The organism is Pseudomonas sp. H1_D04 (genome assembly GCF_054683855.1).
Map to the genome: position 1 here is coordinate 5839982 of NZ_CP162826.1, position 14103 is coordinate 5854084.

Here is a 14103-nt window from a genome sequence, read left to right on the forward strand (position 1 = left end):
CCCCGATTAAATTGGACAAAGTGTGACAGCTCAAGCCACCGGCACCAGCGCCACACGCCGTTCACGCAGTAGATGAAACGCCACAAACGCCATCACCGCAAAACCCGCCTGGATCATGATCATCGGTAAGGCACTGCCGTCGCGCAGTTGGCTCAGCAGCAGGCCACTGCAGGTGGCGCCGAACATCTGCGCAAAGCCCATCAGGCCTGCCGCCAACCCGGCGCGGTGCGCGTTGGGCATCACCCCGCCCGTGACCGCGCCGGGCAACACCAGCCCGCCGCCGAGCGTCGCCAGGGCAATGGGAATATCCAACCCCAACACCGACAAGCCGAACAGCCCGTAAATCACCGCCGCCAATACCCCGCCGAGGGCTACCAGCGTCACCCCCATCGCCACAATCCGCTGCGCCCCCAGGCGCAGGATATTGCGCCGGGTGTAGGTGGACCCGACGATCAGCATCGAGACGATCACGCCAAAATTGATGCCGTACTCCAGGCTGCTCAAGCCGAGCAGGTTGATAAACACCGCAGATGATCCGGCAATCACCGCGAACATCGCACCGTAAGTGCACGCCAACGCCACGGCGAATGCGCGGTATGGGCGGCCCTTGAGCAAATCCAGGTACTGCCCGCCGAGGGTGCGCCAGTGGCCGGCCTTGGGGTCGAGGTAAGGGTTGCTTTCGCGAAAGAACAGCAGCACCAGCAGCAACACCACACTGCCGATCACCAGCGCCAGTAGGATCGGCGCACGCCAGCCCACCACGTTGATCAGCAGTCCGCCGACCATTGGCGCGACGACGATCGCGTAGAGCATGCCGATCATCGTCAGCGCCAGGGCCGGACCCGCTTCGACCTTCCACACATCGCGCACCACCGTGCGCGCCAACACCAGCGCCGCACAGGCGCCGAGGCCTTGCAGCACGCGGGCGGCGATAAATTGATGCATGTCGCTGACCAGCAGCATCGAAATAGTCGCCATCACATACAGCACTAACCCGCCGATCAATACCGGACGCCGGCCGATGCGATCCGACAATGGCCCAAACAGTAATTGCCCCAGTCCAAACGCTGCGACAAAGGCAGACAGCGCCATCAGTGCCGACCCCGGCGGCGCCACCAGCGCCTGCTCAATGGCGCCGAGGCCGGGGATGATTAATTGGGTCGAGACTTCGCCGAGTGCCGTTAAGGCCACCAGTAGCAACAGCAAGCTTCGCGACGGAACCGGGGCATTCGACATGGGGATTATCCGGGGCTGGCTTAATTTATATTTCGACCATAATATGCGTAAAAAATTATGTCCATAATTTTTTGCCCACTGGTCAGCCCCTGGAGCCCGACATGAACCCTCTTCCCCTGCGTCTTTTCTCGCCCCTGGCTTTGCTGATGATCCTCAGCGGCTGTAACAGTCAGGCCGACACCGCCGCCCAAGCGCCCCAACCGCGCCCGGTACTCGTCGCCAAGGTCGAAGCTGCCGGCACGCAACAAAGCGCCTACACCGGTGTGGTCGCGGCGCGTACGGAAAGCGACTTGGGCTTTCGCGTCAGTGGCAAGGTGATCGAGCGCAAGGTCGATCCCGGCCAGCATGTCTCTCGTGGCGACACCTTATTGGTACTGGATATCGGCGACTTCGAATTGGCCCTGCGCTCGGCCAAGAACCGCGTGAATGCCGCCCAGGCACAACTGCGTCAGCGCCGCGATGATGCCAACCGCTATGAACGCCTGGCGAGTACCGGTGCTGTGTCGCGGCAGATTTTCGACCAATCGGCGACCAACCTGCGCGTCGCCGAAGCGGAATTGGCCTCGGCTCAATCCGACGCCAGCCAAATCGAGAACCGCCGCACTTATTCAGTGCTCAAGGCCGACGGCGACGGCATCATCACCGACGTACGCGTCGACCGCGGCCAAGTGGTCGCCGAAGGGCAGATCGTCGCGCGTCTGGCCCGTGATGGCGCCCGCGAAGCCATCGTTAACCTGCCGGAAAACCAGCGCGACCTGGCCTCGCAAAAAGCTCTGGCCTTCCCGTTCGGCGCCCCTGACCAGGCGGTAGCGGCCACGCTGCGCGAACTCTCCGCCAGTGCCGATCCCGTCACTCGTACGTACCGCGCGCGCTATGTGCTGCACGGCGCAGTCGACCGCTTCGCCCTCGGCTCAACCATCACCGTGCGCCTTCAAGGTAACGGCCAGATGCAACAGACCCGCGTGCCCATTGGTGCGCTGCACGATACAGGGCAAGGCACCGGAGTGTGGGTGGTCGGCGCCGATAACACAGTCGCCTTTGCCCCCGTCAACGTCGCCAGCCTCGGCCAGGAAGATGCCCTGCTCAACAGCGGCGTGAACCCGGACACCGTCATCGTCGCCCTCGGCGCCCACCTGCTGCACAGCGGGGATGCGGTGCGCCTGCTGCCCGCCCAGGCGCTGGCCCTCAACCGCAAACAGGAACAATGAGCATGCGCGGCATCAACCTCTCTGAACTAGCGGTCAAGCACCGTGCGGTCACGTTGTTCCTGATCATTGCGATCCTTGCCGCCGGCATTTTCTCGTTCGGCAAACTGGGGCGAGCCGAAGACCCATCCTTCACCGTCAAGGTGATGACCATCACGGCCGCCTGGCCCGGCGCCACTGCCCAGGAAATGCAGGAGCAAGTCGCCGACCGCCTGGAAAAACGCCTGCAGGAGTTGGATTACTACGACCGCGTCGAGACCATCGCCCAGCCAGGTTTTGTGTCGATGCGCATGACATTCCTCGAATCCACCCGCCCCGGCGAGATTCAGGACTTGTTCTACCAGACCCGCAAAAAGCTCAGCGATGAAGCGTCGAGGCTGCCCAAGGGAGTGATCGGGCCGTTTTTCAACGATGAATATTCCGATGTGTACTTTGCGCTGTACGCCCTGGAGGCCGAACACCTGCCCCATCGCCAGCAGGTGCAAATGGCTGAAGAGCTGCGCCAGGGTTTCCTCAATCTGCCGGGGGTGAAGAAGGTCAATATCCTCGGCGAGCAGGCCCAGCGGATTTTCGTCGAGTTTTCCTATGAGCGCCTCGCGACCCTGGGCATCAAGCCCGACCAGATCTTCGCCGCCCTCGCTGCGCAAAACGCTGTGGCGCCGTCGGGCTTTGTGGAAACCGCCGGTGCCCGCGCCTATATCCGTATCGACGGTGCCTTCGAAAGCCTGGCGCTGATTGAAAACGTGCCACTGGAAGTCAACGGCCGACTGCTGCGCATTGCCGATGTGGCGACCGTCAGCCGAGGTTATGAAGACCCGCCCAGCTACCGTATCCGCCATCAGGGCGACCCGGCGCTGATGCTCGGTGTGATCATGGAGAAACACTGGAACGGCCTGGAACTGGACAAGCGCCTCAAGGACCAGGAAGCCCGAATCCAGGCAGACCTGCCACTGGGCGTGAACTTCGCCAAGGTCTCCGACCAGGCGAAAAACATCAGCCTGGCGGTGAATGAATTCATGCTGAAATTCTTCGTCGCCCTGGCAGTGGTGATGATCATCAGCCTGTTGGCCTTGGGCTTTCGCGTGGGCCTGGTGGTGGCGGCGGCGGTGCCACTGACGTTGTCCGTGGTGTTCGTGATCATGCTGGTCACTGGGCGTGAGTTCGACCGCATCACCCTCGGCGCGCTGATTATCTCCCTCGGCCTGCTGGTGGACGACGCGATCATCGCCATCGAGATGATGGTGGTGAAACTGGAAGAAGGGTTTGACCGCATCCACGCCGCCACTTACGCCTGGAGTTCCACCGCCGCGCCGATGCTGACCGGCACACTGGTGACCATCATCGGCTTTCTGCCGGTAGGATTTGCGCGCTCGGGCGCCGGGGAATACGCCGGCAATATCTTTTGGATCGTCGGCTTCGCGCTGATTTCATCGTGGCTGGTGGCCGTGGTATTCACCCCGTACCTGGGCGTCAAGCTATTGCCGAACATCAAACCGGTACCCGGTGGCCACGACGCCATCTACGCCGGGCGCTACTACCAGAAACTGCGTGCGGTAGTGGAGCTCTGCGTGCGCAGGCGCTGGTTGGTGACCGGGCTGGTGGTGACGGCGTTTGTGCTGTGCGGACTGGGCATGGGGGTGGTGAAGAAGCAGTTCTTCCCCAACTCCGACCGATCCGAGCTGATTCTGGAGGTGTACATGCCGCCCGGCAGCGCCTTCAAAAGCACCGAGGCAGTCGCGGCGCAACTGGAAAAAGCGCTGATGCAAGAACCCCAGACGAGCATGGTCGACACCTACGTGGGCGGCGGCGCGCCACGGTTTTTCCTGTCGCTGAACCCTGAATTGCCCGATCCGGCCTTCGCCAAACTGATCGTGCAGACCCCTGACTCCCACGCACGCGATGCCCTCAAACTGCGCATGCGTGAGCGTATCGCGGCAGGCGAATTCCCTGCGGCGCGGGTGCGCGTCACGCAATTGCTGTTCGGTCCACCGGTGCCCTTCCCGGTGGTATTCCGTGTGTCCGGCCCGAATCTGGAAGTGTTGCGCGGCCTGTCAGAAGACGTGCGCAAAGTCGTCGCCGCTAACCCGTTGACCAAGGACGCCTTCCTCGATTGGGGCGAGCGCACCAGTGGTTATCGCCTGGTACTCGATCAAGACCGCCTGCGCCTGCTGGGCTTCACGCCCAACGAGGTCAAGTCCCAGCTCAACGCCCTGCTCAGCGGCAACCCGATCACCGAGGTGCGTGAAGGCAACCGCACCGTGTCCGTGGTGGCCCGCGCCCAGGGCAACCAACGCGAGAACCTCGGCAACCTCAACAACATGACCCTGACCAACAGTGCCGGCACCTCAGTGCCGCTGGCCCAGGTCGGGCATTTCCAAGCGGTGATGGAAGAGCCGATCCTCAAGCGCCGTAACCGAGCGACCACCGTGGAAGTGCGCGCCGACATCATCGACGGCGTGCAACCGCCCGACGTCGAAATGGCCGTCTACAAAGACCTGCAACCGCTGATCGCCAAGCTGCCAGCCGGCTATCAACTCAACATCGGCGGACCGGTGGAAGAAAGCGCCAAGGCCAACGTCGCCCTGGCCGCACTGTTTCCGATCATGATCCTGCTGACCCTCACAGTGATCATGTTTCAGGTGCGCTCCTTCGGCGTGATGTTCATGGTCTTCGCCACCGCGCCCTTGGGCTTGATCGGGGCTGTGCCGACGCTGCTGCTGTTCAATCAGCCGTTCGGGTTCAACGCGATATTGGGGCTGATCGGCATTGGCGGCATTCTGATGCGCAACACATTGATCTTCACCGACCAGATTCGCCAGAACCAGGAACACGGCATGGCGATTCGCGAAGCCATCGTCGAGGCCACGGTGCGACGTGCCAGGCCCGTGATCTTGACCGCACTGGCCGCGGCGCTGGCGTTCATTCCGCTGACGTTGTCGGTGTTCTGGTCATCCCTGGCCTACGTGCTGATCGGCGGAGTGCTGGTGGGCACCGTGTTGACGCTGCTGTTTTTACCGGCGCTATGCAGTTTGGTGCTGGGGCGGCAGAAGATAAAAGCTGTCGAAACTTCCCACGCAAGCGCCGGATAAGCGCTACTCCCCGCTGCGGAAAACGCCTGCAAAGTCCCTCGCCTGAATACACAGTGCGAGGGATTGCAGATGGTTTTTTTCGTTAAGGCCCTGATTATTGCGACGGCTCCTCCAAGGGATACACACTATTAAACCCCCAGAGGGAATACCCATGAAGTCACGTGAAATAACCATTATCAATAACGGTATACGTGAATGCGCAGTCGTCGAATACGCGGGAGGAAAGCCAACGCTTAGTCTATTGCTGAGTAATGGCGAACGGAAAACGTACACCGCATTAGACCTGTTCGAGAGCTTTGGCTTATTGAGAGCAGACTTGAAAGATATTAGATTTTTGTGCAAAGGCGCAAAAATCAATGTTCACACGTCTGGAATGTCTTCACAGATGTCGAATGGTCTTGTTGCCTACGAGATGACTATGGGAAACCCTGATGGTGAACTCACCAGTATTTTTGCTTATGAGGAAAGCGACCTCACCAACGATATTCAGGAGCAACGCGATTTCTGCCAGCGCTGGTCCGAGTCAATTAAAGACTAAAAGCCCCCAACCCCTGTGGTGAGCAGGCTTGCCCTGCGCAGGGCAAGCCTGCTCACCACAAGGGTTCACTCATTAAAATGAACCCTTTGCGTGGCAGTCCGAGCTTGAGGGAGGTGGTTACTTCAGTTCCGGGGTCAGATTATTCGCGCAAACCCGTATCAGGTTTTTCTCGATCTGCTCAAACAAAAAAATTCGCTGCCTATCATAAAATATGACCCCGAAGACATTTCGGACGTAACGCCTTTTAAGTTCGGCGGTAGTTATTTAGGACATTCAGTGCCTAACCCAAACAGGAAATAAAATGGACGCGCAAGTGATAAAGGTAGTCATCGGCGAGCAGAAATTGGAGGTCACGGTAAGATACGACCTCGACAAACGGATAATGACATTTTCTGAAGCCGATAACTTTAATAAGGTTTACCGTGAAAAAGACATTTATGCTTGCTTTGCTAAAGTCAGAACCGATTTCCCTCATATCGTATTTCTCTGCAAGGGCGCAAAGGTAAACGTTATGCCATCGAGGATGGCGTCTCAAATGAGTGCCGGGCTTGTCGCCTATGAAATGACACTGGGCAAACAGGCATCTCGTGAAGACATCGTTCATATATTCGACTATGAGGAAAACAATCTTACGAACAACCCAAAAGAGCAAATCGATTTTTTTAAAATGTGGTTGGCGTCCTTAAATTCGCAAGACTATGAAAAATTCAACTGAGCGTTTTTTCATCTGGCCACTCACATTTCAGGTATCGCAGCCACTCTCTGGTGAGCAGGGGTTCACCGATCAAAACGAACCCCGTACCGGGTCAAATCACCGCTTCGCCAACTCCATAATCATCCGACTCAACAAGTAAACCCGAGGCGCCACGCTCTCCACCTCCGCGTACTCGTCCGCCGTATGGATATTGCCTCCCACAATCCCAAACCCATCCAACGTCGGCGTCCCTACCCCGGCTGACAAACTCGCGTCCGCCGCGCCGCCGCTGCCCTCAATCGTCAGCTTCTTACCCAACTCCCCGTAAATTCCTTGGGCAATCGCTACCAGCTTGTCCGACTCCGCCGTCTGCGGCATCGGCGGCAGGCCGCGTTTGAGGGTGGTGGTCACTTCGGTTTCCGGGATCAGTTTGTTCGCGGAAACCCGCACCAGGTCTTTCTCGATCCGATCAAACTCTTCCGGCAATGCCGCGCGGACATCTGCCTTGGCGGTGGCTTGGTCAGGAATCACGTTGGTGCGGTCGCCAGACTTGATTACGGTGAAGTTGATGGTGGTTTTCTTTTCTTCATCACCGAGCTTGCCCAGTTGCAGGATCTGGTGCGCGGCTTCCATGGCGGCGTTGCGGCCCAGTTCGGGGGCGACGCCGGCGTGGGCGGCTTTACCTTTGACTTCGACCACCGCGGTGGCGCTGCCTTTGCGCCACACCACCAGGCCGTCGGCGGGGCGGCCGGGTTCCAGGTTCAGCGTGACGTCGTGAGCCTTGGCGGTGTTGCGAATCAGCTCGGAGGCGATGTCGGAGCCGGTTTCTTCGCTGGCGTCGAGGAGGAAGGTGATGCGCTCGTAGTCTTTGAAGCCCTGATTCTTCAGGACTTTGAGCGCGTAGATGCCGGCGACGATGCCGCCCTTGTCATCCATCACGCCGGGGCCATAGGCGCGACCGTCTTTGATATGAAACGGGCGCTCGGCCGCGGAGCCTTCCTTGAACACGGTGTCCATGTGGGCCATCAGCAGAATCTTCGCTTTGCCGGTGCCTTTGAGGGTCGCGATCACATGGCTACTGTTGGCGGCGGCATCCGGTATGCGTTCGATGTTGAAGCCCAACTGCTTCAACTCATCCACGGCAATGTCGCTGACCTGGGTCAGGCCCGGTCCGTAGCCGGAGCCCGAGTCGATATTCACCAGGCGCTCCAGCAGTTTCAGGGCCTCGGCCTTGTACTGCTCGGCATCCGCCTGGATCTGTTTGTGGGGTTCGGCGCTGTAGGCCGGAAGTGCGAAGGACAAGGCCAGCGTGGCGGCCAGGAGGGTACGGGGGAAGGCGAAGCGCATAGACCGATCCTTGTTTTTTGTTGAGGTGCAGCCACCCTACCCCACTAAACGGAGCGCAACCAACTCCCGTGCACCGCGCTGACACGGTTGCGCCCGCTGCTCTTGGCTTCATACAGGGCCTGGTCGGCATCGTTTAGCCAGCCGGTGGAGTCGACATGTTCCGGTTGATACCGCGACAGGCCGATGCTCAAGCTGGCACGCAACGTCGGGTCCTGGGCGTACGCCAAGGCATTGAAGCGGTCACGCAAGGCATCCATCACTTCGGTGGCATGGTTGAGCGGCATTCCCGGCAGGATCACGCAGAACTCATCGCCGCCATAGCGTCCGGCCAGATCGGTGGCGCGCAGGTTCTGGCGCAGTATTTTGCTGAGTTGGCGCAGGACGATATCGCCCGTGACGTGGCCGTAAGTGTCGTTAATGGTCTTGAAGTGGTCGATGTCGATCAACGCAACCGCGGCGCCCTGCTGCTCGCGACGGCAGCGTTGGAACTCGATTTCCAGATGATCTTTCCAAGCGCCGTGGTTGAGCAGACCGGTCAGGCTGTCGGTGCGACTCAGGGCGAGTAATTCACGTTTGTGCTGGGACAGATTCACGGCCTGGCGGTAGCAGATCCAGCCAAGCGCCAGGGGATAGAGCATCAAAATCGGCAAGCATGCATAGACTTGAGCTTGGGTGGTCGTGGCTACAAAGGCCGGCGCGAAGATCAGCAACGAGGTGCCGATGCCAAGCGCTTGCGCCACCCACCCCGCCAACATAAGGCGCGGGCCGCCGAGGGCGACGTTGTTCATGGTCATCATCGACAGCGTGGTTATGCTGGGCAGTGGGTTGAAGTGCATGGCCCCAACCCAGAACCCGCCGCAGAACGAATCGAACAACACGTTGCGGTGTTCACTGCGCAGCATGTTGGCGGTTCGTAGAGACAGTCGGTACGCCAGATGAGGCCAGACGACGGCGTTAATCAGCATCCACGCCCATACCCACACAGAGGGGTTAAGTGGATACATGCCAAACACCACACACACCAAACCGAGCGTCAGCCCCAACGTGCGGGATTTATACAAGCGGGTAGCGAGCGGAAGTCCCTTTCCTCCGGCGGCTGGCATGGTTGGGTGTCATCCTGGATGAATGCCTGGAGTCTATCAGGGCGCCAGTAATTCGCCACTACCACTCATAAGCTCATTCCACGGCGCAAATGCACGAGCCAAAGCGCTTAGTGAGAAAAGCCCCGGGCCAGCATCAACGCCACACCCAGCAGCAACACCGCCGTGACCCGCTGCAACAACACGCGGCGTTTGGGGTTTTCCAAGACGTGCTTGATGCGTTGGCCGAAGTAGCAATACAGACAGCCACTGGCAAATTGCAGCATCAGGAACGTCGCGCCGAGGATCGCGATATCTGCCGCCGAACTGTGCTCCCCTGCCCCGGCAAACTGCGGGAACACAGCGCTGAACATGATGATGGTCTTGGGGTTGGAAAACCCGGTCAGCAGCCCTTTGCCGAACAGGCTGCGTGAGCCCTCCACGGCGCCGGCCTTACCGATCGCCACACCGCTGCTGGTCCACTGCTTGTAGGCCAGGTAGAGAATGTAGGCCACACCGACAAACTGGATGGTCTGGGTAATGGCAAGGTTGCCCTTGATCAGCTCCGAGAAGCCCACGGCAAAAATCAGGATCGAAATCAGGTAAGACACGCTGGCGCCGATCTGCGCCGGGATCGAGCTGCGCAAACCGTCCTTCAAGCCCAGGCTCAGCAGCAACAGGGTCATGGGGCCAGGGCTGAAAGTCATGGTGGCGCAGAACAGCAAGAAATAGAGAAACGAAGACAGCGTTAACGCAGTGGTCATGGGCCAGGGCCTTGAGTAGGTAGAAACGAAAGCCGTGGGACGGGCACACCGGCGCCCGCCCCGGTATCCATCAGGCGACAGCGATCTCGGTGGTCAGGGATTCGCGGTACATCACCGCCAGCTCACCAAGGGCGGCCTTTGCGGTCTGGTTGCGGGTTTCGAAGGCCACCAGGCCTTTCCAGTTGGTTTCGACAATGGCCTGCACCACGTCGGCGTAATCGCAGTTGCCGTCATGAATACCAAAGTGCTGGTCCTGCACGCCATTGTTATTGCTGAAGGAAATACCCTTGATCAGGTGGTGATACTTACGCACCACCTCGGCCGGCAGACCGTTTTCGATATTGGCGTGGCCCGCATCGAGGAAGAAGTACACGTTGGGGTGGGCTTGCAGACGCTCGAACACAAAGGCGTATTCCGCTTCATGGGTGAAGATGTAGTGGAACGGCCGGTAATTGACGTAGTTCGACAGGTTTTCCAGGTAGATGTCCACGCCCTTGGACTCGGCGTAACGCGCCAGTTCCTGGACCGACTTGAGGTAGTGCTCCAGGGCGACTTTCTTGGCCATCAGCACCATTTTCGGCTCGACGATGCAGCCACCGTGGATGATCAGCGGCGCGCCCAGGCGGCTGGCAATATCAACTTCTTTCTTCACGTATTCGACGGCCGCCACGCGAAAGGCGTCCACATCACTGCCCAGCGGCGCCTTGAAGTTGCCGTGGTACACCGGTTTCACACCAGTGGCCGCGATCTGCTCACGCAGGCTGGCGATGCGCTCATCGGTCCAGTCATCGACCATTTCGCCGAACAGGCTGCCATCGATATACCAGTGGGTGCACCCGCCTTCGATGGCAGTGTCCAGGCCCTTCTCGGCGGCCAGGTATTTCTGGTGGGCCACACCGGTACAGAACGGCACGGCGGCGTTAATCAGTTTGCTTTCCATGAAGCGATTCCTTTCGTGATGGAGCGTTACAGTTCAATGGCCATGAAATCGGCCTTGGTCACGCCGCAATCCGGGCATGTCCAGTCTTCCGGCACCTCTTCCCAAGGGGTACCGGCCGGGATTCCGTCTTCAGGAATGCCCAATTCTTCTACGTACATAAATCCGCAGGGCGCACACATATAAGTCTTCATGAGAATGCGAAATCCATGGTTCGCTGGTAGGAAAGTTCGCCAATTCCGGGCGAGATGGCGCGCAGTCTAGGGGAGCGGCATTGCACAAGGCAGGTGAAGTGATGCCTAATCCGGCCTAACTTCACCGGTAAAATCACCAGCAAACACAAGGAAGGTTTATGTTTGTATCCGCCATCGCCTTTGTGGACGGCACGCCGAAGGTGCAGCAGATCGTCGAGGCGTTCAGCCAAGCCATCGAAAACGGCGAATGGGCGCCCGGCAGCAAATTACCGTCGGTGCGCGAACTGACCCAGACCCTGGGCGTCAGCAAGTTCACCCTCAATGAAGCTTTGGACCGCCTGCGCGGGCGCCACCTGCTCACCTCCAGCCAGGGCCGTGGCTACTTCGTGGCGATGGACAGCGCGCGCCCGGCCTCGGTGGCGTGGGTCGACCTGCTGCCCCAGGACCTGCTTAGCGTCTTGCGTCGCCCGTTGGTCACCGCAAGCGGCGAACTGCGCCCTGGCGGCGGCCACCTGCCGGAAGAATGGCTGGACGCCGACGCTATCCGCCAGGCCATGCGCAGCGTGGTGCGCGCGCCGTCGCTGCGCATCGCCGGGCTGGGCACACCGGCCGGACTACTGCCGTTGCGCCAAGCCCTGCAACAGAAGCTGCACGGCGAAGGTTTGTCGGTGCCGGTGGAGCAGATCATCACCACCCCCAACACCGTGCAGGGCCTGGACATGCTGATGCGCCTGCTCGCCCGTCCCGGCGACACGGTGCTGCTCGACGCGCCGTGCTACTTCAACTTTCACGCCAACCTGGCGTTGCATGGGGTCAAGGTGGTGACGATCCAGCGCCGTCCCGATGGTTTCGATTTCGTCGCCCTCGAACAGCTATTGGCCGAACACCGTCCCAGCCTGTACCTGACCACCAGCGTGTTGCATAACCCGACAGGTCACTCCTTCAGTCCCAGCCAGGCGTTTCGGCTGTTGCAACTGACCCAGCAGTATCACTGCCATATCGTCGAGGATGACCTCTACGGCGACCTGCACCCCAACCCGCCACCGCGCCTGGCTGCCGTCGCCGGCCTGGAGCAAGTCACCTATCTGTCGGGGTTCTCGAAGATTCTGAGCGCCAACACCCGCGTCAGTTTTGTGGTGGCCGCACCGCAACTGGCGGCCAATTTGACCAATATGAAGTTAATGAGCGGCGGCGTGACTTCGGAGCTGTTCGAGCAGATCGTCTACCGCATGCTCAGCGAAGGCAGCTACGCCAAGCACCGCAAGCGCATGGTCCAGCGCTTGATGGAAGCCGGTGGCCGCGTCGAGCAATGGCTCAAGCGTTGCGGGTGTGAATTGCCGATGGCGTATGAAGGCGGGATGTTTATCTGGGCGCGGCTGCCGCCAGGGGTCAACGGCGAGCTGTTGGCTCAGGAGGCCTTGAAACGCAGCATGGTGCTGGCGCCGGGCGCGCTGTTTGGCTACGACCCGGCCCATCGCGATTCGATGCGTTTCAACGTGGCCCACAGCGATGAGCCACGGGTGCAACGGGTGTTTGAAGCGCTGTTGCGCCAGAGTATCGGGCAGGATCACGCCCCTGCCTGAATCAACCTACGATATCGCCGCGTTGCAGTTTGCCCTCCACGACAAGGACAAAGTTCGCCTCACCAGGCTTGCCGGTAATCTGTAACGCGCTCATTTCCAGAACCGGGTCATACACAAGCTTTGCCTCACCGACGGCGCCGGAAAATTCGCTGACAAAGCTCAGCGCTGACTTGCCCAGTGCTGCCGTAAGGCCAGACACATCGACCCGGTCTTCGCCACTGACAAAGTCCATGATCCGGTCGAGGGCGACCTCAGTCGATTCACGGGTATGCCCATAGACGAATACGTCCTTGCCCTTTTCTCCCCACAGTATGTCGGCCCCTTCTGCTCCGTATAAACGGTCGTCGCCCTCGCCGCCTTTCAGCGTGTTGGCAACTTCATTGCCCACCAGCAAGTCATTGCCGGCACCGCTGATGACGTTCTCAAGGGTTGTCCCGTACGCGATAGCGATATTGCCCTTGAGGCCGCCCACATCGGAGAAGGTCCCTTCTTTCAAGCTGATTTGCTGATCTTGCCTGTAGCCGGAGAAGTCCAGCGTATCAACGCCACCGCCATCCCAAATGGCAGCCACCATCTTGTTTTCAGGGGCATGAACACTCAGGAAGTCTCGATCCGAATTGGCGTTGAAACCATAGGTAGTGTAATTTTTGCGGGTGTCACGGTTGGCACCGTATTTCTTCTGGTAAGCGCTGATATCGTCCAGTTGCGGCGCCGACGACATAAAGCCGCGATGGTGCATGTAAGTACTGCGCTCGCCTCTGTAGCTCATGACGGTATGACTACGAGAGTCCTCTGAGGAATCGACCTGCCCTGGTTTCAACCCCGCGGCACCGTACGCCCCTGGATGGCTAAGGCCCATAGCGTGTCCCAGCTCATGAACAACGGTGCGCCGACCGGAATTGCCAAGGGCCGCGTTGGCCACCGCAGACTGGGTTTTTGTGTTCACAAACCAGACATCACCACTGTTTTTATTGCCGGGATAAGGCAAAAAAGCATGGTTGGTGTAGGAATAGGGACGGCCATTGCGATCGATCATATGGCCGTAATTGCCGATCGTGATATGCCCCTCGCTGCTGGGACTTCTCGCCCCTTGGGTAAACCTGACGTTGGCGACATCTTCGATAGATTGCAGGCTGAGCCGGGTCTGTTGCCGCTGGTGCTCGCCAATCGGAGTAAACCCGACTCTGCCGAACCGTCGTGTATCCGTGCCGGCAGGCGGGACACGAAATTCGTAGGTCACATCGGTACGACCGTCACCATTCTTGTCCGGCCAACCAGGGCTCTGTCGCCAGAGCTGTTGGGTGGCGTCCTCCGACGACTTGGACGGCAATCCGTTGTGCTCGATGCCCTCACCGCGTTTATCGCGCTGCAGGAAGTGTTGGAGGTTCTGGAAGGTAGTGCTGGTGTGGGGGGAAATAGTCGTCATGCTCATACTCT

Annotated in this window: 12 protein-coding genes; 5 read left to right on the forward strand and 7 right to left on the reverse strand. The window is 59.6% G+C overall.

Annotation, left to right across the window (positions count from 1 at the left end; genetic code table 11):
* Positions 1-30: 30 nt before the first annotated feature.
* On the reverse strand, positions 31-1236 hold the full coding sequence (locus tag AB4N82_RS27150; RefSeq protein WP_122763758.1) for an MFS transporter: 1206 nt from the start codon (positions 1234-1236) through the stop codon (positions 31-33).
* Between the two features lie 101 nt (positions 1237-1337).
* Here AB4N82_RS27150 and AB4N82_RS27155 point away from each other — a divergent pair, with 101 nt between their 5' ends.
* The 4 genes from AB4N82_RS27155 (at position 1338) to AB4N82_RS27170 (ending at position 6783) form a co-directional block, all read left to right on the forward strand.
* Positions 1338-2444 (forward strand): efflux RND transporter periplasmic adaptor subunit, encoded by a 1107-nt coding sequence (locus tag AB4N82_RS27155; RefSeq protein ID WP_122763759.1) that lies wholly within the window; start codon positions 1338-1340, stop codon positions 2442-2444.
* A 2-nt stretch (positions 2445-2446) separates the two neighbouring features.
* Positions 2447-5530, forward strand: a complete 3084-nt coding sequence (locus AB4N82_RS27160) for an efflux RND transporter permease subunit (protein WP_122763760.1) — start codon at positions 2447-2449, stop codon at positions 5528-5530.
* Positions 5531-5681: 151 nt separating this feature from the next.
* Positions 5682-6068 (forward strand): hypothetical protein, encoded by a 387-nt coding sequence (locus tag AB4N82_RS27165; RefSeq protein WP_032891106.1) that lies wholly within the window; start codon positions 5682-5684, stop codon positions 6066-6068.
* 301 nt (positions 6069-6369) lie between these two features.
* A complete protein-coding gene (locus AB4N82_RS27170) occupies positions 6370-6783 on the forward strand; it encodes a hypothetical protein (RefSeq protein WP_122763761.1) in 414 nt (137 codons plus the stop codon).
* Positions 6784-6879: 96 nt separating this feature from the next.
* Here the strand turns inward: AB4N82_RS27170 and AB4N82_RS27175 are convergent, their stop codons facing one another.
* From AB4N82_RS27175 to AB4N82_RS27195, 5 genes are all read right to left on the reverse strand, one after another.
* On the reverse strand, positions 6880-8109 hold the full coding sequence (locus AB4N82_RS27175; protein WP_032891104.1) for a M20/M25/M40 family metallo-hydrolase: 1230 nt from the start codon (positions 8107-8109) through the stop codon (positions 6880-6882).
* A 44-nt stretch (positions 8110-8153) separates the two neighbouring features.
* Positions 8154-9212: a diguanylate cyclase gene (locus AB4N82_RS27180; RefSeq protein WP_460103927.1), complete on the reverse strand. Its 1059-nt coding sequence runs from the start codon at positions 9210-9212 to the stop codon at positions 8154-8156.
* A 107-nt stretch (positions 9213-9319) separates the two neighbouring features.
* Positions 9320-9952, reverse strand: coding sequence for a LysE family translocator (locus AB4N82_RS27185; RefSeq protein WP_032891099.1), 633 nt, complete (start codon positions 9950-9952; stop codon positions 9320-9322).
* Between the two features lie 70 nt (positions 9953-10022).
* Entirely contained in the window at positions 10023-10892 is an 870-nt protein-coding gene (locus tag AB4N82_RS27190) for a sugar phosphate isomerase/epimerase family protein (protein ID WP_122763762.1), read from the reverse strand.
* A gap of 26 nt (positions 10893-10918) precedes the next feature.
* Positions 10919-11083, reverse strand: coding sequence for a rubredoxin (locus AB4N82_RS27195; RefSeq protein WP_016968943.1), 165 nt, complete (start codon positions 11081-11083; stop codon positions 10919-10921).
* A gap of 158 nt (positions 11084-11241) precedes the next feature.
* Here AB4N82_RS27195 and AB4N82_RS27200 point away from each other — a divergent pair, with 158 nt between their 5' ends.
* A complete protein-coding gene (locus tag AB4N82_RS27200; protein WP_095185845.1) occupies positions 11242-12666 on the forward strand; it encodes an aminotransferase-like domain-containing protein in 1425 nt (474 codons plus the stop codon).
* 1 nt (position 12667) lies between these two features.
* Here the strand turns inward: AB4N82_RS27200 and AB4N82_RS27205 are convergent, their stop codons facing one another.
* Entirely contained in the window at positions 12668-14092 is a 1425-nt protein-coding gene (locus AB4N82_RS27205; RefSeq protein ID WP_122763871.1) for a M10 family metallopeptidase C-terminal domain-containing protein, read from the reverse strand.
* Positions 14093-14103: the final 11 nt, after the last annotated feature.

What these genes read in the sequence shown, in the direction of transcription:
- AB4N82_RS27150 (WP_122763758.1), bottom strand. Translation starts at nt 1,236, where the DNA reads ATGTCGAATGCCCCGGTTCCGTCGCGAAGCTTGCTGTTGCTACTGGTG.
- AB4N82_RS27155 (WP_122763759.1), top strand. Translation starts at nt 1,338, where the DNA reads ATGAACCCTCTTCCCCTGCGTCTTTTCTCGCCCCTGGCTTTGCTGATG.
- AB4N82_RS27160 (WP_122763760.1), top strand. Translation starts at nt 2,447, where the DNA reads ATGCGCGGCATCAACCTCTCTGAACTAGCGGTCAAGCACCGTGCGGTC.
- AB4N82_RS27165 (WP_032891106.1), top strand. Translation starts at nt 5,682, where the DNA reads ATGAAGTCACGTGAAATAACCATTATCAATAACGGTATACGTGAATGC.
- AB4N82_RS27170 (WP_122763761.1), top strand. Translation starts at nt 6,370, where the DNA reads ATGGACGCGCAAGTGATAAAGGTAGTCATCGGCGAGCAGAAATTGGAG.
- AB4N82_RS27175 (WP_032891104.1), bottom strand. Translation starts at nt 8,109, where the DNA reads ATGCGCTTCGCCTTCCCCCGTACCCTCCTGGCCGCCACGCTGGCCTTG.
- AB4N82_RS27180 (WP_460103927.1), bottom strand. Translation starts at nt 9,212, where the DNA reads ATGCCAGCCGCCGGAGGAAAGGGACTTCCGCTCGCTACCCGCTTGTAT.
- AB4N82_RS27185 (WP_032891099.1), bottom strand. Translation starts at nt 9,952, where the DNA reads ATGACCACTGCGTTAACGCTGTCTTCGTTTCTCTATTTCTTGCTGTTC.
- AB4N82_RS27190 (WP_122763762.1), bottom strand. Translation starts at nt 10,892, where the DNA reads ATGGAAAGCAAACTGATTAACGCCGCCGTGCCGTTCTGTACCGGTGTG.
- AB4N82_RS27195 (WP_016968943.1), bottom strand. Translation starts at nt 11,083, where the DNA reads ATGAAGACTTATATGTGTGCGCCCTGCGGATTTATGTACGTAGAAGAA.
- AB4N82_RS27200 (WP_095185845.1), top strand. Translation starts at nt 11,242, where the DNA reads ATGTTTGTATCCGCCATCGCCTTTGTGGACGGCACGCCGAAGGTGCAG.
- AB4N82_RS27205 (WP_122763871.1), bottom strand. Translation starts at nt 14,092, where the DNA reads ATGACGACTATTTCCCCCCACACCAGCACTACCTTCCAGAACCTCCAA.